Origin of the sequence: Spiroplasma endosymbiont of Polydrusus pterygomalis (genome assembly GCF_964030635.1) — a bacterium.
GTDB lineage: Bacteria > Bacillota_I > Bacilli_A > Mycoplasmatales > Mycoplasmataceae > Spiroplasma.
The window spans coordinates 1556333-1575895 of the sequence record NZ_OZ034909.1; the positions used below are offsets into that span (position 1 = coordinate 1556333).

Consider the following 19563-nt stretch of genomic DNA (forward strand, 5'->3'; position numbering starts at 1 on the left):
TTTTAATTCTCCTTTATTTCTGTTCTACCTTGCAAGGTATTTTGATTATTACCAGTTTCATCATATTCTAGTAATTTATTATTATGTTCAATTTCTTTGGCTTGCATTTTATTTTGTCATTCTTCTACTTTCTCAAAATATTTTGTTGCTTCTAATTCATCAATATTGTCATATTCAGTTATAGCTCTTATTGGTTCCATTGTGCCATTATCTAATATAGCAGTAATTAATTCATTTTGTCGCATTTGGTCAACTAAACTAGCACTAATAAAATCAAAACCATAAGGCCGTTCACCAATACCATCTCATAAACCATAATATTTTAAAACAGTATCAAACATCTTAGTATAATATTGCTTACGATATGCTTGTAAATATGCTTGTTTTTCTAAGTCTTTTGTTTTAGTTAATAATGACTGTGTTTTATTCTGGTCATTATCTGATTTATCACCAAAAGGACTAGAAAAATGACATGCTAAATATACTTGTTCAATAATTGATTTTTGATCTTCAGTATATGTTTCTAAGGTTGGTGCACCTTGTACTACTTGTAAAGATTGTGATGATGTCCCATCTGCTGCCGTTTGACCTGATTGAATGAAAATATCATCAAATACATCTTGTAATGCTTTTTTATTTCCCATATTGTAAGCATTCATTAAACCATCATCTAATACCCCATATCAGTGCGTACGATTAGCTCATCGTTCTTTTGATTTAATATTAAAACTATCTTCTAAATCAAATTGTAATTTATAACAATTTGCCATTGTAGGTCATGGATTTAATGTAGTTGAAGTTGATAAGAACAACGGATTAGGTTCATTAATCATTTCTCAAAAAGGTACTATACCTAATTTATTTTTAAATTCTTGAACTAAAAAAGGTCTAACATCATCTTTAATTTGTGTTTTACTTTGTCCAACAACTACCTCGTTATTTTTTGGTCAACCTTTAATAACTATTTTATCTTTGGTACAAATTAAATTTAAAATAAATCCACTGTCTGATTGATGATAATTTAATCAAATATCAGCCCCTTGTTCAATTTCATTTATTTTACTTACACGAGATGTAAAGTTAAAAGGGTTAATTCATAAATCAATATTGCCATCACTAGTTTCTAATAAACCAAAAATAGTTTTACCCATTAAACTTGCTGTTAATTCGTTTTTATCTAACTTTTCTTTTATTTTATAATTTTCATATCATCAATTTAATTTTTCTAAAATATCTTTACGATGAGACTTAAATAAAATATCTTTACCATTTATTAATCGCATTTGATGACGAGCAATAATATTTGCTAAATTAATTGTTCAATCATAATTATAAAATTTTAAAACACTATTAATATCACTTAAGTTTGGTAAACTAGGGAAAGTATTATTCATGGTTATTTTGCTCCTTTAATTTTAAGATAAGTGCATAATTAATAATATTTACTGTTAATAAATTTGGCTCATTTGCTAAAACTTGAACACATACTTTAACTTTTTGATATTTTTTAATATATTCGTTATATAAATTTAATTTACATATTGCGATATTATCTTTTTTTAATTCTTGACAAAGTCTTTTTTTAACTTGTCCACAAACAGACATATAAGGTCTTTTTGCATTTATTACACGTTCATCATGGATTACATAAATATCTTTTTTCATTAAGTTATTCACTCCCTTTGTTGTCATAATTTATAATCTGCTGAACTATTATGTTTAACCATTGGTATTAATTCAAAATGTAAAGCATAAAAATCACTATCAAATGTATCATCATATAAGTCTAACATTCGTTCTTCTCTGGCATCTGGTTTATCTTCTCATTGAATTAATTCATATTGGGTTTTACTGACAGGACATTTTTCTCATAATCATTTTAATTGGTTTGTATTTATTAACATTGTAAATGCTTCAATCCGATGTCTTATTTTAAATTTCTGTTTTTGTGCTGGTTTAAATGTCATATATTGCCCAAAAGTATAATTATATTTTTCTCTATTTAAACTTTGTAATGTTGAATATGCACTATCATCAACATTTATACTAATACCCTGCTGTATTAAATTAAAGTATTGATTTAATTGATTATTATAAAACTCTAAAATATCTTTTACTTGTTCTAATTCTGTTTTAAATTGCTGTGTAGCATTTGAATGCGTATACTCAGAAGATTTATAAGCTTTTTTATCAAATGAATTATATAGTCAAAAACTAGCGGCAGTAGTATGTCCCTTAGGACTGGTCGCGTTAGCAATATCAACACCACCTAATAATTTCGTTGGTTGAATAATATCTGTTGCTTGCATAATATCAATATATCTTGCAAAAATTGAACCACTAGTATTACCGGGCAATCCTCAACTCCATACTCTTGCTCTTTCAATATCTAATTGTTCTAATCTTAATTGTTCATTAACTTTATCTTGTGGTAATTTATAATTAAGTCTTCAACTAGAATAATGAATAATAATTTTCATATTTCATTTTTCAATATATTTAATTTGTTCATATTTACTACGCATTATTTCTTCATTAAAAGATAATAATTCATTACAATAACCAACAATATATCTTTTTAAACTTTCAGGATTACACGTATTAATTGTTATTTTATTTTGATAACCACGAATAGCAAACTCTAAATCACTTAAATCTTTTTGTTGAAATTGGTCACATTCTTCTCTTCAATCAATTACTAATTTATACTTATTCAAATCAGCAAAGGCTTTTAATTTTTCTTTTCGACTTGGTGAATGTAAACCTTTACAATATATTTTGCTACCATTTGATAAAGTAAAAGTAAAATTTGATAAATTAATACTATAAGGTATATTATTTTCATCTAACATATTTCATATATTTTGAAATACACTATCTTTTAAATCTTTACTCCAATACATACTAGCAATTATACAAATTGGTTCTTTAATTAATAAACTAATTTTTAATAATTCACCAAACATTTTAATATTTGATATAGTCTTACCACTATATCGTGTTCCAATTTGATTAATTTCATTAACTAATTCATATTTCTTAACAAATGGATATTTATTACCAATATTACTATTTTGTAATAACCAATAAGGCGTTTCTAACAAATAAGTAAAATGATTAAGCATTATTTTCAGTTTCTTTTTTAATATCTCTAATATCCGTTTGTAAATTAACAATTATTGGTTGTTGATTATTTAAGTTTAATTATTTTTCAAGTTCTTTTTCTTGTAGTGAATATTTATAATTAAATGCACGCTGTCAATATAACCTAGTACCTTCTGGCGTTTTAACCATTTGTTTAATAAGTTCACTTTCTATTTTATCAACTTGTTTTTCAAGTAAAGGAACTATCTTTTCGCTCCGATAAATTTCTTGTCTTCAATGGCGAGAAAGATTTAATTTATTGGTTAAATCATTTAAAGTATAGGGGATATTAGGTGATTTATCACGTCAAAACTGCTCTATTTTACGATAAAATGTTCGTAAACTTGCTGTTTTTGGATTAAATTCTTTCATTTTTACTCCTTTTTCCATACTAAAATTGCTATTATTTAATAAATATGATTAAATAAAAGAGTAAACTATATCTGAAAATATAACAAAGAACCATCGCGGTTCTTTTTTTATCATTTACATTTTACATCAAAATAAAAAAAAGTAAACTTAATTACCGCAATGTTTCTCCTAAATTTATATATTAATAATAATCTAGAAAAATTTTTATTTATATATCTCAGTTAAAAGAAACATTGCAGTAAACTTAATTACTTTATTTTTTATAAACAGCTTTAAGAGACAGAATTTACTTACTGTTTATCACTTAGATTATATACTTATAAAAATAATTGTCAATAATTTTTAATTTAATGTTATAAATATTTTAAAAAGAATTGGAGACAGAAAAATGCAAAAATATACACATGTAAAATTTGATGAACGAAATTTATTTAAAGATTTATTATTTTCTGATATTTGTAAAAAGAAAAATGATTCAATTAATTTATCAGAAATAGCACGGCAAATGAATCGTGGAATTAATACTGTTAAAAGAGAAATAAAGCGATTTAAAAAGGTAGAAGATTATATGCCAGTTGAAGCACAAAAAGATTATAAACAAAAGCGAAAAAGGTCTATTAAAAAACTACCTACATTTACAGAAGAGCAGCAAAAATTTTTAAATTTACGATTTAATATTTTTGGTGATTCGCCAGCGGAAATTATTCATCGATTTTTAATAAAGTTTGGTGTCAAATTTCCTTCCTGTCTTAAAACTTTTTATAAATGAATTTATTTAGGTCTTTTGGGTTTGTTAAAGAAAAATTTATTAAATGGTGGCAGAAGAAATATAACAAAGAAAAGACCTGATAATCGCGGAAAATTAGATGATAAATTCAAATCAATATGAGATATTGAAAATAAAAAATCTAATGTTGGTTTTTTTGAAATGGATACCGTAGTTGGAAAAGACCATCAATCTAGTTGTTTGGTATTAGTTGAACAAAATAGTAAAAATTATTTTGCAATTAAATTAGGAGAACATACTGCTAATGAGGTTTTAGAAAAACTTGAAGAATTAGTTAAAATTAATGGTTTGGTTGGAAAAATTAAAGGAATAATAACTGATAGAGGAAAAGAATTTAGTAAGTTTGAAGAAATAGAAAATATTACTGGTTCTAATATTTATTTTTGTGATCCGGGTTCACCAAAACAAAAACCATTAATTGAAAGAATGAACCGTGAATTTAGAAAACGGTATATTAAGGGAACGGATTTTAATAATGTTACTCAACAAGAAATAGATTGAGTAGTTAATGTTATGAATGAAAAATTAAGGCCTTGTTTGAATTGAAGAACATCTAAAGAAGTATTTTTAAATAATTTTAGATAAGTTTATTTTAAAAATTTAATAAATTATTTTTCAGTGTGCTTAAATATGCTTAAAATAGACTAAATTTACAAATATTTTAATTTTTTTAAAAAAATAGTTGCATTTATTTTAAATGATGTTATTATCATACTAACAAGAGACAGAATTTGCTGCTTGAATTTACATAATACATAAAATAAACTTAGCATCATAAAATTTTTATATGAGATTTTTTGCAATTTTATTTACTTGCACTTACAAGTATAATTCAGCAATATATAAAGTTAGGAGAAACATTTTTATATGGCTAAAGGTAAAATAAAAGGGTCTAAAGATCATTCTTTTGAATTTAAAGAAAAAATTGTTAATGAATATTCAATTAACAATAAATCTTATAGTGAAATAGCAAAAGAATATCATATTAGTTTAGCAACTATTTCAAAATGAGTAAATCAATTTCAACAAAATAAAGAAATTCTAAAAGAACGAAAAAAGCGAAAAGATTTTGAATTAAATAAGTTTAAAAAACCCTTAGAACGTGAAAACTATTTATTAAAAAAAGAAAATGAAAGAATAAAAGCTGAGAATGAGGTTTTAAAAAAGCTTGAAGCTCTTCCAAAGATAAAAACAAAAACAAACATTAGAAAACAAATTGCTTTTATTAAATCAGAATTGCAATATCAAAAATTACTTTATCATGATATTTAAAAGAATTAAGAATTTCATATGATACTTGAAATAAATATTCAAAAAATTGTGATGAATATCAACCAAATATTGATTATTCAATATATGAAATAATTAAAGCAATTCATAGAGAAAATAGTATTAAAGGACACAGACAAATTAAATTATCTTTGGAAGAGCAAAAAATTAATGTGTCGAATTCAACATTTTATCGTTATATGAAATTAGCTAATAGAATTTATAGTGTAAGAATTAAAACAAGAAAAAAATTAATCATTTCTTAAAAATGACAAATGAACATATTCGACATAAATATCTATTAAAACGTAATTTTAAAGCTGAAAAAACTAATCAAAAGTGATCAATTGATATTACGTATGTTAAAACAATCACAGAATGAATATATTTATTTGCAATCAAGGATTTATTTAGTAATTTAATAGTAAATTATTCTTTAACAACAACCCCAACAGTAAATTGAGTAAATAATTGTATCAAAGAAGCAATTATTAAAAGAAAAATAATCAAAGGTGAATTAACTATTAATTCTGATCAAGGTATTCATTTCACTTCAAAAGCTTATGAAAAATTATTAAAAAACACGGTATAAATATAAGTATGTCAAGAAGAGGCAATTGTTTAGATAATTCACCGATTGAAAATCAATTTTCAATTCTTAAAACCGAGAACTCAGAATTATCACACTGTAAAAATATTTTAGAAGTAAAAAATATTGTAGATAATTATATAATTCATTATAATGAAAAAAGAAAAATTTTAAATTTAAAAATGCCACCACTTCAATATGAAATGAAAGCATTTTTTAATTAAAATTCTCAGTTATCTGAAACTGTGCACAGAATTTTATTTTTATCTTTTTCTTAGTTTTTGGAAAATACCCACCAACCGAATATTTTACGCACTCCATCCATCATGTAAATGTGACAAAGTATAAATTAAAAAAAGGTCGAAACCTTTTTTTAACCTGGCACTGCCCTATTTTCACCTTGCGACTATCGTCGGCGTAATAGTGCTTAACTGCCGTGTTCGGAATGGGAACGGGTGTGTCCACTATGCCATAAGCACCAGATTTATCTGAGGGAAATTATCCGCTCAAAACTAGATAATAAACTGTCTAAAATTTGTAAATAAGCTCTCGCTTTTTTTGAAGTCCTCGACCTATTAGTATTGGTTAGCTGAACACGTCACCGTGCTTACACACCCAACCTATCAACCTTGTCGTCTTCAAGGGGTCTTACTCCATAAAGGATGGGAAATCTCATCTTAAAGTATGCTTCTCGCTTAGATGCTTTCAGCGATTATCATTTCCACACATAGCTACCCAGCTGTGCCACTGGCGTGACAACTGGAGCACCAGAGGTGTGTCCATCCCGGTCCTCTCGTACTAGGGACAGATCTCTTCAAATTTCCTACGCCCACAACAGATAGGGACCAAACTGTCTCACGACGTTCTGAACCCAGCTCGCGTACCGCTTTAATGGGCGAACAGCCCAACCCTTGGAACCAACTTCAGCTCCAGGATGCGATGAGCCGACATCGAGGTGCCAAACCTCCCCGTCGATGTGAACTCTTGGGGGAGATCAGCCTGTTATCCCCAGGGTAACTTTTATCCGTTGAGCGACGGCCCTTCCACACGGGACCGCCGGATCACTAAGCCCAGCTTTCGCTCCTGTTCGACTTGTAAGTCTCACAGTCAAGCACCCTTTTACCTTTGCGCTCTATGTATGATTTCCAACCATATTGAGGGTACCTTTGGGCGCCTCCGTTACATTTTAGGAGGCGACCGCCCCAGTCAAACTACCCACCTGACACTGTCTCTGATCTGGCTTACAGATCTAGGTTAGGATTCCGACATAACAAGGGTGGTATTCCAAGGATGACTCCACAATAACTAGCGTTACTGCTTCAAAGTCTCCCACCTATCTCCTATACATGCTATATCAAAACCCAATATCAAGCTATAGTAAAGCTCCATGGGGTCTTTCCGTCTAATTGCGGGTAACCTGCATCTTCACAGGTACTAAAATTTCACCGAGTCTGCAGCCGAGACAGCGAAGGGATCATTACGCCTTTCGTGCGGGTCAGAACTTACCTGACAAGGAATTTCGCTACCTTAGGACCGTTATAGTTACGGCCGCCGTTCACTGGGGCTTCGGTTCAAAGCTTCGCTAATGCTAACTTAATCCCCTTAACCTTCCAGCACTGGGCAGGCGTCACCCCCTATACGTCGTCTTACGACTTTGCAGAGAGCTGTGTTTTTGCTAAACAGTTGCCCCTTCCTCTTCACTGCGGCTCATAGTAATATGAGCACCCCTTCTCGCTAACTTACGGGGTTATTTTGCAGAGTTCCTTAGCTACAGTTATCTCGCTTGCCTTAGGATTCTCTCCTTGACCACGTGTGTTCGTTCTAGGTACAGGCACCATATAAATAGTGCTAGAAGCTTTTCTTGGAAGCATGGAGTCATATACTTCGCTACTAGGCGAACCGTTCGCTCCCCATAACACTTCAAGGTTATGCAAGGCGGATTTGCCAACCTTACCCTCTTTGTGCTTAACCCGGAATCCAATAACCGGGATATACTATCCTTCTCCGTCACTCCATCGCTCTATATGGTGGTACAGGAATATCAACCTGTTGTCCATCGACTACGCCTTTCGGCCTCGCCTTAGGTCCTGACTAACCCTGGGTGGACGAACCTTGCCCAGGAAACCTTGGTCAAACGGCATGAGGGATTCTCACCCTCAAACGTTACTCATGCCGGCATTCTCACTTCTAACCAGTCCAGCAGTCCTCACGGTCTACCTTCATCCCTGTTAGAACGCTCCCCTACCGCCCTGTATATAAATATACAAAACCCATAGCTTCGGTATTATGCTTAGCCCCGGTACATTTACGGCGCAAAGTTACTCGACTAGTGAGCTGTTACGCACTCTTTAAAGGGTAGCTGCTTCTAAGCCAACCTCCTAGCTGTCTAAGCGACTTCACATCCTTACACACTTAGCATAAATTTTGGGACCTTAACTGATGATCTGGGCTGTTTCCCTTACGTGCATGGACCTTATCACCCATGTACTGACTGCCGAGTATACAAAATTGGCATTCGGAGTTTAATTGCATTCAGTACCCCTAGGTGGGGCCATCATACATTTAGTGCTCTACCTCCAACTTGCTAACCTCGACGCTAGCCCTAAAGCTATATCGGGGAGAACCAGCTATCTCCAGGTTCGATTGGAATTTCACCCCTAGCCACAAGTCATCCGCGGTCTTTTCAACGAACGTCGGTTCGGTCCTCCATTAAGTTTTATCTCAACTTCAACCTGCTCATGGCTAGATCACCTGGTTTCGGGTCTATTACAACATACTAAACGCCCTATTAAGGCTCGCTTTCACTACGGCTCCGTATTTTCTACTTAACCTTGCATGCTATAATAACTCGCCGGCTCATTCTACAAAAGGCACGCCGTCACCCATTAACGGGCTCCGACTTCTTGTAGGCATATGGTTTCAGGTACTATTTCACTCCCCTCCCGGGGTGCTTTTCACCTTTCCCTCACGGTACAATGGTTCACTATCGGTGAATAGGTAGTATTTAGCCTTACGCGGTGGTCCGCGTTGATTCCGACAAGATTTCACGTGTCTCGCCGTACTCAGGATTCCATTTCGAGTCTTGTCTATTTCGTATACGGGACTATCACCCTCTGTGGCATGGTTTCCCAACCATTTCTACTATAAACAAGTTTTGTAACTCTACTAACATGGTCCTACAACCCCAGATAAATCTGGTTTGGGCTGTTCCCCGTTCGCTCGCCGCTACTAAGAGAATCGCATTCGCTTTCTTTTCCTCTAGGTATTAAGATGTTTCAATTCCCTAGGTATACCTTCACTATAACTATTTATTCATTATAGGATGATGAGAGATTAATCTCACCGGGTTTCCCCATTCGGACATATCCGGATCAAAGCTTACTTCCAGCTCCCCGAACCTTATCGCAGGTAGTCACGTCCTTCATCGTCTCCTATTCCCAAGGCATTCACCATACGCCCTTTGTAACTTCAAAGTTTTATAAATTATTTGACCTGATTTTAAATCAGTTTTTTTGAGAATCATTTACAAATATAACTGTGAAATTTTAGTTATTTTTAAAAAATAACAGAAATTTTGAATTATTGTTATTTTAATCATGTGATTAAAATAACAAGATGTCTATTATCCAGTTTTCAAAGAACAATTTGCAATAACATTTTTTGTTATTGTCAGAGAAATAATCTCTGAAAACTAAACATAACGGTCATTAAAGCTAATAAAACTAATTAATTACTATAAAGTATTAACTCCATAGAAAGGAGGTGATCCATCCGCACGTTCTCGTACGGATACCTTGTTACGACTTCACCCTAATCATCAATCCTACCTTGGGCGGCTTCTTCCTTGCGGTTAGAATACCGACTTCTGGCATTATCAACTCTCATGGTGTGACGGGCGGTGTGTACAAGACCCGAGAACGTATTCACCGCGACATTGCTGATTCACGATTACTAGCGATTCCGACTTCATGAGGGCGAGTTGCAGCCCTCAATCCGAACTGAGATCGACTTTTTCAGATTAGCTCCCTCTTGCGAGATCGCAACTGTTTGTACCGACCATTGTAGCACGTGTGTAGCCCAAGACATAAGGGGCATGCTGATTTGACGTCATCCCCACCTTCCTCTAGCTTACACTAGCAGTCCCGTTAGAGTATCTCAAATTAATGGAGTAACTAACGGTAAGGGTTGCGCTCGTTACTGGACTTAACCAAACACCTCACGGCACGAGCTGACGACAACCATGCACCACCTGTCTCAATGTTAACCTCCACTGTATTTCTACAGCTTTGCACTGGATGTCAAGCCTTGGTAAGGTTCTTCGCGTTGCTTCGAATTAAACCACATGCTCCACCGCTTGTGCGGGTCCCCGTCAATTCCTTTGAGTTTCACTCTTGCGAGCATACTACTCAGGCGGAGTACTTAATGCGTTAGCTGCAGCACCGAACTTAGTCCGACACTTAGTACTCATCGTTTACGGCGTAGACTACTAGGGTATCTAATCCTATTTGCTCCCTACGCTTTCGTGCCTAAACGTCAGTGATAGGCCAGTCGACCGCCTTTGCCACTGGTGTTCCTCCATATATCTACGCATTTCACCGCTACACATGGAATTCCATTGACCTCTCCTACACTCTAGTTTAACAGTTTTCAAGGCGAACTGGAGTTGAGCTCCAGAATTTGACCCCAAACTTGTTAAACCGTCTGCGCACGCTTTACGCCCAATAAATCCGGATAACGCTTGCCACCTATGTATTACCGCGGCTGCTGGCACATAGTTAGCCGTGGCTTTCTGGTAAGGTACCGTCAAATAAGTATCATTTCCTATACTTACTGTTCTTCCCTTACAACAGACCTTTACAATCCGAAGACCGTCTTCAGTCACGCGGCATTGCTCCATCAGGCTTTCGCCCATTGTGAAAAATTCCCTACTGCTGCCTCCCGTAGGAGTTCGGGCCGTGTCTCAGTCCCGATGTGGCCGATCAACCTCTCAGTTCGGCTACGTATCATTGTCTTGGTAGGCCATTACCCTACCAACTAACTAATACGCCGCATCCTCATCCATTAGTGGTCCAAACGGACCTTTTAACATTTTCTGATGCCAGAAAATGTCGTATGCGGTATTAGCAGTCGTTTCCAACTGTTATCCCCCGCTAATGGGTAGATTAGATACGTGTTACTCACCCGTTCGCCACTGGGTGCAAGCACCCCGTTCGACTTGCATGTATTAGGCATGCCGCCAGCGTTCATCCTGAGCCAGGATCAAACTCTCATTAAAAAAATATTGTTTTTGTTCCTAGCTTTAATGACGGATATTCATTGAATAAATGATTATCTTTTGTTGTTATGTTTAGTTTTCAAAGATCTTTGTTGTGTCATCAAAACACCTTCTGGATTATACAAAATTATGCGATTATTGTCAATAACTTTTTTGACTTTTTTTCATATTTTTAGTATTGTTTTTGATTTAAGTAAGTAATAATTTATTACCAACTGACACCTTTATAAGTATATAAAATTCTCATTTTTTTTGCAAGTGTTTTTGGCAAAAATATTAATATTTTTTTATAAAAGCCAAATTGTAAAGTTAAGTGCAACTAAATTATTTTTCTAACCAAATATTCGATTGGCGAAAGATAATTTAGTATTTTTCTTGGTCTTTGGTTTAAAGACAATATAAATTTATGAACTGCATTTTTAGTAGTATTTGAAAAATTAAATTTTTTAGGAAATTTTTATCTAATTAAACCATTAGTATTTTCATTAGTACCTCTTTGTCAGGGTGAATATGCATTAGCAAAATAAATTTTCACATTTAAATTTTTTTCAAGTTGTTGTCAATTAGCAAATTCTTTACCACGATCAAATGTTATAGTCTAGACTGCACCCAAAAAAGTAAGTAAAGAAAAAAAGTCTTTGCTAAACTTTTAAAAGTGGTATTTTTGATTCTTTAAATAAACGAAAATCATCGGTTTTACCATAAGCAAAATTTTTTGCAATAATAGTTTTGCTTTCTTTTTCGATGATTATTTGTGTTTTGATAGTATGCTTTTTCTTTTTTCCGGAATAGTATTTTTTTGTCTTTTTTTGGGCGTTGGATTGCTGTTTCGGTTGCATCAATAATAATTGTTTTATCATTAAAGTGTTTATTTATTAATGTTTTTTGCCCAGCAAGTTGTTGAAAGTCAGGATGTTTAATTAAAGTGTTTTCAATTCATTTGATATTACGATAACAATTACTCTCACTAATGCCAAAACTTTTGCCAAGATGAAAATAAGTGCGGTATTTTCTTCAATATGATAAAGTCATTAATAAACTATTTTCTAATGATAATTTATTAACTTTTCCGCCTTTTTTAAATTTTTTTTAACTCGGCTTCTTTTAAAATATCTAACATTTTATTAAAAGTATTTTGTTTTATTCCTGTTAATCGTAATAATTCTTTATCATTAAGAAATTTAAAGTTATCATTTTTCATATTTTTATACCCGCCTAATTTATATTTTTTATTTTTAATTATATTTTATAGAAATATTCTTAATAAGAAAAACCGGTATCGCAAGAAGTCTAATGAAATTTATTAATTCAAATTTAATTGTTAGGACAATCTAGTAAAGTAATTTCCCGTTTTATTAAAACATCACCCAAAACAGCTTGATATAATCGTCAAAAATTAATGCAATCAAAACAATTAGAAAATACTCAATTAAAACTTAAAAAATTAAATGGCCAAACACAAATCGATGAAACATTTATTAAAGAAATCCATAAAGGTAATTTTAAAGATAAATTTGATAAATGAAAAACTCATCTTGATCCATTTTCCACTAACACTAAATGTTGTATTCAAATGGCAGTTGATACTAATAATAATATTTTTGTTCAATCCACTAATACCAAACGATTACAAAAACAGTAGACTTCTTGCGATACTAACAAAAATAAAAAAATTACAAATAAAAAAATTAAATTAAACTTTAAAATAATCATTTTTAAAAATTTTAATTGCTTTTTAAGCATAAATAATAAGGTATCACAAGAAGTCTATTGTATAATAAAATTAATAAAATACTGAAATGAAAGGCAGCGATATCATGAAATACCGAATTAAAACAAAACTGAATTTAGGTATTACTAATCAAAATTATCAAAGTGTTGATAATCTTTTTATCCGTTACAGTAATCCTTTCACTAACTTATTCATTGACCATCAAAATGAAATTTGTGTTTTAGAACAAATTAAAAATACTAATTTAACTTTGCCAATTGTTGACTATGGTTATGATAATGAGCATTTCTTTTTAGTAACCCCCTACTACCCAACCTTACAACCACTTAGTGCCGTTAAAATAACAAAGCAAATCCTATCACAAGTTGCCACAATAATTCAACAATTATGAGCCATTGAAATTAAGCCAAATTCAAAAATTAAAACTTTTAATCCCCAACAATTTTTAACAACCTTCAAAACAGCGGTACAAAAACAATTAGTTAATTTAGCCCCTTATGAAGATAAAATAATTTATGCAAAATTAAAACCATCAGAACTTGTCTTATGCCATAATGATTTGAATAGTGGTAACTTAGTCTTTTTATATCATAATTTGTACTTAATTGATTTTGAGTATACAATGTTGAATGACAAATTTTTTGATATTGCTTCATTCGCTTCTGAAACATTAACAACAAAAGCAGACCAAACTGCTTGATTTAGTCTTTTTAATTTAACACCTAGCCAACAAGAAAAAGTAGCAATGTGAATGTATTATCAAAATATTCTTTGAATTTATTGAGCTAATTATATGTATGAACAAACAAACCAAAAGATTTTTTTGGACATTATTGAAGGAAAATGAACTAATTTACAAAAAAATAATTAAGGTTCTTTTGTCGGGCATGGTGGATCTTGTAATGCCTTATTATCCTTTTGATCAGCAGGGGCCAAAGAATGCTTTTGCGCTTTTTTCATTTGGAAATGCGCACGTAAATTGCGCATTCATACGGATATAAAGGTTCCAAAAAAAATCGCAATTAGTAAAAAAAGAAAGGAAACTAAACAACGATAGAGAATTTTATCTCATCCTCATCAATACCCTGTCAAATAAATCCCATATAAAGCTCAAAATAAAGCAATTGTATAAGTAAACTGGTCCGCTTGATGACAATGTAAAACAAAGTCAAGGTCAGTCAATAAAAAGACGCTAACAATAATTGCTAAGCCAAAACCAATCCCGACGCCAACATCAAAATGATAGGTAAAATTTAAATCTGGGGAAGTTAAGAAAAAAAATAATAAAAATGGCCCTATTGCTTCAATAATTAAAAATAAAAAGCTTTTTCAAAATCCTGTTCGTGAAGCATGAAATGCTAAATTATTTTGCATTTCTGGTGGTAAATGTTCTCAATTATTAGTAGATTCTTTTTTATTATCCTTTTTAATGATTTTCATAAGAATTATTAACTTCTCTTTTCTCTTATTTTAACATAAAAAATTGTTAAACTAACAATTAATATCATGGAGCGGGTGAAGGGAATCGAACCCTCACAGTCAGCTTGGAAGGCTGAAGTTCTACCATTAAACTACACCCGCATTTTTAAATTTTATCATTAACCACAATAAATATATATACCATTGTCTTTGTTTGATATCAATTCTTTTTTAATAAGTGGTACATAAATGGTACCCGAGACCGGACTTGAACCGGTACAGTTGTAAAACCGACGGATTTTAAGTCCGTTGCGTCTACCTATTTCGCCACTCGGGCATATATCTTTTTTATAAATGGTCTCCTGTAAAGGACTTGAACCTTTGACCCACTGGTTAAAAGCCAGATGCTCTACCTACTGAGCTAACAGGAGACAATGGCTGGGCTAGCTGGATTTGAACCAGCGCATGAAGGAGTCAAAGTCCTTTGCCTTACCGCTTGGCTATAGCCCAAAATACACAATAAATATGGTGGAGGGGGAGGGATTCGAACCCCCGAACCCGAAGGAGCTGAGTTACAGTCAGATGTGTTTGGCCACTTCACTACCCCTCCAAAAAATGGTGCTGGCTAGAAGAATCGAACTCCCAACCTACTGATTACAAGTCAGTTGCTCTACCTATTGAGCTAAGCCAGCAGAAATCATGGTCGAGTGTAACGGACTTGAACCTTTGACCCACTGGTTAAAAGCCAGATGCTCTACCTACTGAGCTAACACCCGATTACACAATTCGTTTATTGTGTTGAAACCTTTTTAATTTTATATAAAACAATAATTTTTGTCAATTAAAATATTATTAATTAATTAATTTTTTTTAAAATATTATAACGCATAATAGATTTAAAAAATGGATTTTATGCTTGTAAATCCATTTTTTAATCTTAATTAATGTTGGCGTTGCATATGATCAGATCCCTTATATTGGGGAATATTAATCATGTAACCGTTTTCACGTCGTCATAGTCCTTTGATTACTTTGGTAATTAGATAAACCATAAAGATTGTTCCAATTAAAGTTGAAGTAAAGTGTAAAATATTGGCAAAAATTGATAAACCATCTTGTCCTTTTTGGAACATACGTCCAAATGCTTCAATCAATTTTAATAATGCCGTAATAATTTGAATAATTAACATTATTGTTACTAAAACAGTATAAATAGTTGAAACAAAACGTAATCATTTTCCATAAGAAGTTTCGGCCATCATATTAGCTATGACTTTAGTGCTATAAAAAACCGGTACAAAAATTAAACTTAAAACACTAACAACAACTAAAACTCCCATCATAATGGCAAAATTGTGTTTTGCATCATCAACTCACACTTTATTTGTTGCTTTGTTGTAAAAAGTCATTACAGCAACAATGCTAGCAAGAGCTGAGACTAATCAAGCAGTTCCTAAATAACGGACAATAACAATACGAGCATTTTTTGTCGCTTTAACATCAGTATCTGGTAATCATGTTAATGCAAAAGGTGCAAAAAATCCACCAAGTGATAATGATAAAACCGCTAAACTTCATTTGTTAGCACATAATTCAGCATCAGTACTCCCAATCGCATAACGAATTAAACCAATATTACAGATGATTGTGGTAAAGAACGAAAACATAACGACTAATAAAATTACCACTTTGTAACTTGTTAAATCAGCATATGAATTCATTAATCAACTACTTGCCACATTTAGATCACCAGGAAAAGTTCCATTGTTATATTGATCTAAATAATAAAAGTAAGTTCCCGTTGCTGCTGTCATCCCCACAATACCAACGATACTTGACAACACAATTCAAAATCTCGTAAATCCAAAATTTCTTGTCATCATTTATATAATCACTATTCCTTTCTACAATTACATAAATAAATTATATGCTTTTTTCAGTTTAATACAATATATTTCTTTCATTCTTTTTCAACCGAAAAACTTTAATTTTGTCGAAAAATCTTGATATTTATAAAATATATCTAAAATTAGGTATATTTTTAATATAAAGAGAGGCAAATAATTGATGGAAAAAATACTTGCAGAATTAATAAATAGTTTAACAAATGATCAATTTTTAGAATTTTATGAAAAAGTTAAAAAAGAAGCAGAATTAATCAAAAAACAAAAACGCTTAAATGAAATTGATCAAAAATTTATAGATAAAGGTATTAAATGTCCTAATTGCAAATCTTATCATTGTGTTAAAAATGGCCATAATCCCGAAGGAAAACAAAAATATTTATGCAAAAAAATGTCGGGCTAGTTTTGATGCTTTTCGTCATCATTTTACTTATTGAAGTCATTTAAATTATGAACAATGAAATTTGAATTAATAAATTTCATTGCTAGGACAATCTAGTAAAGTAATTTCCCGATTTATTAAAACAACACCCAAAACAGCTTGATATAATCGTCAAAAATTAATGCAATCAAAACAATTAGAAAATACTCAATTAAAACTTAAAAAATTAAATGGCCAAACACAAATCGATGAAACATTTATTAAAGAAATCCATAAAGGCAATTTTAAAGATAAATTTGATAAACGAAAAACTCATCTTGATCCATTTTCCACTAACACTAAATGTTGTATTCAAATGGCAGTTGATACTAATAATAATATTTTTGTTCAATCCACTAATACCAAACGATTACAAAAACAGTGAATTATTGAAAATATGAATACAAAATTAATTAACAAAAATTCCATTATTATTTCTGATATGCAACCATTATATTTATTAGTAGCAAAACAAACAAGTTCTACTTTATATGCCACTAAAACTAGGACAAATCCTGATGCCAGTTATCGAAAATTAAATAAAATTAGTAAATTACATGCAATCCTTAAAGAAGCCTTAATTCATTATCATGGTTTAGGTTTTACTAACATTCAAAATTATTTAAATCTCTGAAAATGAAAATACCAACACAAAGGTTTAACACCAAACCAACAAGCAAGGATATTATATTTTAACATCTAAAAAAGCTAAAGAACAATAATAATCTTCCACCAAATTCGTTTTCAAATTGTCATATTGATTATTTTTTTTATTTTATCAAGAGTTTTCGACAAAATTAAAGCCGAAAAACTCCGTTTTTTCAACTTATTTTATGGTACATTTAATAAGTGAGGTGAAATTAAAATAATGAAAGCATTTGATTATGAAGACATTCAATTGATTCCAGAATTATGTGTTGTTGATTCCCGAAAAGAATGTGATACAATCGTTAAATTAGGAAAACATACCTTTAATTTACCTGTCGTACCTTCTAATATGGCAACGGTAGTTAATGAAGAATTATGTGAAAAACTAGCTGAAAAAAATTATTTTTATATTATGCATCGTTTTAATGTTAATCAAATTAAATTTATTAAACATATGAAAAGTAAAAATTTAATTACATCAATTTCCATTGGTGTTAAACCAGATGATTATGCCTTAATTGAAATATTGCAAAAAGAAGATTTAATTTCTGACTATATTACAATTGATATTGCCCATGGTCACGCCTTTAGTGTTAAGAAAATGATTGAACATATTCGTCACCATTTAGGGCACAAAACATTTATTATTGCTGGTAATGTTGGAACCCCAAAAGCAGTTCGTGATTTAGAACAATGAGGCGCTGATGCAACAAAAGTTGGAATTGGGCCTGGAAAAGTATGTATTACAAAATTAAAAACTGGCTTTGGGAATGGTGGATGACAATTATCGACCGTTAAATGATGCAGTAAAGGTAGTTCAAAACCAATTATTGCGGATGGTGGATTACGAGTTAATGGTGATATTGCCAAATCAATCCGAATGGGAGCGACGATGTGTATGATCGGAAGCTTATTTGCTGCTCATCAAGAATCGCCAGGAAAACAAGTTGAAAATAATGGCATTAAATATAAAGAATATTTTGGATCAGCAAGTGAATATAATAAAGGTGAAAAACGTTATGTTGAAGGAAAAAAAGAATTGATTGAAATTCGCGGTAGCATTTTTGAAACATTACGCGAAATGACCGAAGATTTACAATCATCAATTTCCTATGCTGGAGGAAAAGACCTTTCGGCCATTAAAAAAGTTGATTATGTCATTTTAAAAGATAGTAATTTTTAAAAAATCGGTCGTATAAATAAAAGTAGGGTAAAAATATAAAAATTAGAAATTAATTAATGTAAAAGCAATACCACTTTTATGTAAGTGGTATTTTTTTGTTTTTAACAATAAATATTTGAAATAGTGAAACGGCAATATTTTTTTAATTAGCTCTAAGCATTTCCGCTTCCTTGTTTTAGTTAATTTTAATAGTAGTCTTCTTGCGATACTATGATAATCATTGCAAATTAATTCATAAAGAAAAAATACAAATAGGAATTTATACCTCTTATTAATTTAATTCTTATAGTCTTTATAAGAGATGCATTATTTTGGCACAACAAAAAATGATTTTATTAGACTTCTTGCAATATCTTATTATTTATGCTTAAAAAGCAATTAAATTAAATCTTAAAGCAAATCTTTTTCTACGATTGCGATATTTTTCAGTAATAATTTTAATTTTTTTAAGGATAGCAAAAACATTTTCAATAACGATTCTCATTTGTGAAATTAGTTTATTATGCTGTTTTTGTTCGTTATTTAAAGGTTTTTGCTTTGTTTTTTTATGCGGAATCAAAACATTCCGATGCATTTTTTGCAAACCTTGATAACCTGTATCAACTATTACTTTGCTAGCTTTTAAAAGTGGTATTTTTGATTCTTTAAATAGAATTATTGCTATACCTGATTATTTATTCTTAAAAAGCAATTAAAATTTTTAAAAATGCTTATTTTAAAGTTTAATTTAATTTTTTTATTTGTAATTTTTTTTATTTTTGTTAATATCGCAAGAAGCCTATTTTATAGAAATATTCTTAATAAGAAAAGCCGGTATCGC

General features: G+C 31.2%; 18 protein-coding genes, 7 tRNA genes, 3 rRNA genes and 1 pseudogene. 9 read left to right on the forward strand and 20 right to left on the reverse strand.

Annotated elements, in window-relative coordinates:
- Positions 1-2 precede the first annotated feature (2 nt).
- The 4 genes from ACQH23_RS10155 to ACQH23_RS10170 form a co-directional block, all read right to left on the reverse strand.
- Positions 3-1394 (reverse strand): hypothetical protein, encoded by a 1392-nt coding sequence (locus ACQH23_RS10155; protein WP_425378237.1) that lies wholly within the window; start codon positions 1392-1394, stop codon positions 3-5.
- The gene (locus ACQH23_RS10160; protein ID WP_253301740.1) at positions 1387-1665 is read right to left on the reverse strand and encodes a hypothetical protein; all 279 of its coding nucleotides are present in this window, start codon (positions 1663-1665) and stop codon (positions 1387-1389) included. Before ACQH23_RS10160 ends, ACQH23_RS10155 begins: the two co-directional genes overlap by 8 nt.
- Positions 1665-3125 (reverse strand): PBSX family phage terminase large subunit, encoded by a 1461-nt coding sequence (locus ACQH23_RS10165; RefSeq protein WP_425378238.1) that lies wholly within the window; start codon positions 3123-3125, stop codon positions 1665-1667. Before ACQH23_RS10165 ends, ACQH23_RS10160 begins: the two co-directional genes overlap by 1 nt.
- Before the next feature lie 79 nt (positions 3126-3204).
- A complete protein-coding gene (locus ACQH23_RS10170) occupies positions 3205-3516 on the reverse strand; it encodes a hypothetical protein (RefSeq protein WP_425378239.1) in 312 nt (103 codons plus the stop codon).
- A 388-nt stretch (positions 3517-3904) separates the two neighbouring features.
- Here ACQH23_RS10170 and ACQH23_RS10175 point away from each other — a divergent pair, with 388 nt between their 5' ends.
- From ACQH23_RS10175 to ACQH23_RS10190, 4 genes are all read left to right on the forward strand, one after another.
- Positions 3905-4888: an IS30 family transposase gene (locus ACQH23_RS10175; protein WP_425378240.1), complete on the forward strand. Its 984-nt coding sequence runs from the start codon at positions 3905-3907 to the stop codon at positions 4886-4888.
- Positions 4889-5170: 282 nt separating this feature from the next.
- Positions 5171-5575 (forward strand): transposase, encoded by a 405-nt coding sequence (locus tag ACQH23_RS10180; RefSeq protein ID WP_425378241.1) that lies wholly within the window; start codon positions 5171-5173, stop codon positions 5573-5575.
- Between the two features lie 265 nt (positions 5576-5840).
- On the forward strand, positions 5841-6164 hold the full coding sequence (locus tag ACQH23_RS10185) for a transposase (RefSeq protein WP_425378242.1): 324 nt from the start codon (positions 5841-5843) through the stop codon (positions 6162-6164).
- A gap of 8 nt (positions 6165-6172) precedes the next feature.
- Entirely contained in the window at positions 6173-6385 is a 213-nt protein-coding gene (locus tag ACQH23_RS10190; protein ID WP_425378243.1) for an IS3 family transposase, read from the forward strand.
- Positions 6386-6537: 152 nt separating this feature from the next.
- On the opposite strand, the gene rrf is transcribed toward ACQH23_RS10190, so the two are convergent.
- From rrf to ACQH23_RS10220, 6 genes and pseudogenes are all read right to left on the reverse strand, one after another.
- Positions 6538-6644 (reverse strand): 5S ribosomal RNA (gene rrf / locus ACQH23_RS10195).
- A 72-nt stretch (positions 6645-6716) separates the two neighbouring features.
- Positions 6717-9634, reverse strand: a 23S ribosomal RNA gene (locus ACQH23_RS10200).
- 282 nt (positions 9635-9916) lie between these two features.
- A 16S ribosomal RNA gene (locus ACQH23_RS10205) occupies positions 9917-11436 on the reverse strand.
- The 16S, 23S and 5S rRNA genes sit together here, the layout of an rRNA operon.
- A 641-nt stretch (positions 11437-12077) precedes the next feature.
- Complete coding sequence (locus ACQH23_RS10210) at positions 12078-12296, reverse strand: transposase family protein (RefSeq protein ID WP_425378244.1); 219 nt, start codon at positions 12294-12296, stop codon at positions 12078-12080.
- 112 nt (positions 12297-12408) lie between these two features.
- Positions 12409-12468: pseudogene (locus ACQH23_RS10215) on the reverse strand (hypothetical protein); the annotation flags it as partial.
- A 46-nt stretch (positions 12469-12514) separates the two neighbouring features.
- Positions 12515-12637, reverse strand: coding sequence for a hypothetical protein (locus tag ACQH23_RS10220; protein ID WP_425378245.1), 123 nt, complete (start codon positions 12635-12637; stop codon positions 12515-12517).
- A 117-nt stretch (positions 12638-12754) separates the two neighbouring features.
- Here ACQH23_RS10220 and ACQH23_RS10225 point away from each other — a divergent pair, with 117 nt between their 5' ends.
- Together ACQH23_RS10225 and ACQH23_RS10230 are read left to right on the forward strand one after the other, a co-directional pair.
- Positions 12755-13078 (forward strand): hypothetical protein, encoded by a 324-nt coding sequence (locus tag ACQH23_RS10225; protein ID WP_425378246.1) that lies wholly within the window; start codon positions 12755-12757, stop codon positions 13076-13078.
- Positions 13079-13235: 157 nt separating this feature from the next.
- Complete coding sequence (locus ACQH23_RS10230; protein WP_425378247.1) at positions 13236-14039, forward strand: phosphotransferase; 804 nt, start codon at positions 13236-13238, stop codon at positions 14037-14039.
- On the opposite strand, the gene ACQH23_RS10235 is transcribed toward ACQH23_RS10230, so the two are convergent.
- The 9 genes from ACQH23_RS10235 to ACQH23_RS10275 all read right to left on the reverse strand — a co-directional run bounded on the left by ACQH23_RS10235 (position 14036) and on the right by ACQH23_RS10275 (position 16467).
- Entirely contained in the window at positions 14036-14608 is a 573-nt protein-coding gene (locus ACQH23_RS10235; RefSeq protein WP_425378248.1) for a DxFTY motif-containing membrane protein, read from the reverse strand. The two genes, ACQH23_RS10230 and ACQH23_RS10235, sit on opposite strands and share 4 nt — an antisense overlap.
- Positions 14609-14675: 67 nt before the next feature.
- Positions 14676-14749, reverse strand: a tRNA-Gly gene (locus ACQH23_RS10240).
- 88 nt (positions 14750-14837) lie between these two features.
- A tRNA-Leu gene (locus ACQH23_RS10245) sits at positions 14838-14924 on the reverse strand.
- A gap of 18 nt (positions 14925-14942) precedes the next feature.
- Positions 14943-15018 (reverse strand) — tRNA-Lys (locus ACQH23_RS10250).
- 4 nt (positions 15019-15022) lie between these two features.
- A tRNA-Gln gene (locus tag ACQH23_RS10255) sits at positions 15023-15097 on the reverse strand.
- 16 nt (positions 15098-15113) lie between these two features.
- Positions 15114-15197: transfer RNA gene (locus ACQH23_RS10260), tRNA-Tyr, on the reverse strand.
- Positions 15198-15203: 6 nt separating this feature from the next.
- Positions 15204-15279 (reverse strand) — tRNA-Thr (locus ACQH23_RS10265).
- Between the two features lie 8 nt (positions 15280-15287).
- Positions 15288-15363, reverse strand: a tRNA-Lys gene (locus ACQH23_RS10270).
- Between the two features lie 165 nt (positions 15364-15528).
- Positions 15529-16467, reverse strand: a complete 939-nt coding sequence (locus tag ACQH23_RS10275; RefSeq protein WP_425378249.1) for a hypothetical protein — start codon at positions 16465-16467, stop codon at positions 15529-15531.
- A gap of 187 nt (positions 16468-16654) precedes the next feature.
- Here ACQH23_RS10275 and ACQH23_RS10280 point away from each other — a divergent pair, with 187 nt between their 5' ends.
- The 3 genes from ACQH23_RS10280 to ACQH23_RS10290 all read left to right on the forward strand — a co-directional run bounded on the left by ACQH23_RS10280 (position 16655) and on the right by ACQH23_RS10290 (position 18743).
- Complete coding sequence (locus ACQH23_RS10280; protein WP_425378250.1) at positions 16655-16894, forward strand: IS1/IS1595 family N-terminal zinc-binding domain-containing protein; 240 nt, start codon at positions 16655-16657, stop codon at positions 16892-16894.
- Between the two features lie 79 nt (positions 16895-16973).
- On the forward strand, positions 16974-17615 hold the full coding sequence (locus ACQH23_RS10285) for a transposase (protein ID WP_425378251.1): 642 nt from the start codon (positions 16974-16976) through the stop codon (positions 17613-17615).
- Positions 17616-17780: 165 nt separating this feature from the next.
- The gene (locus ACQH23_RS10290; protein ID WP_425378252.1) at positions 17781-18743 is read left to right on the forward strand and encodes a GMP reductase; all 963 of its coding nucleotides are present in this window, start codon (positions 17781-17783) and stop codon (positions 18741-18743) included.
- Positions 18744-19110: 367 nt separating this feature from the next.
- On the opposite strand, the gene ACQH23_RS10295 is transcribed toward ACQH23_RS10290, so the two are convergent.
- Positions 19111-19317, reverse strand: coding sequence for a transposase family protein (locus tag ACQH23_RS10295; RefSeq protein ID WP_425378253.1), 207 nt, complete (start codon positions 19315-19317; stop codon positions 19111-19113).
- Positions 19318-19563 lie beyond the last annotated feature (246 nt).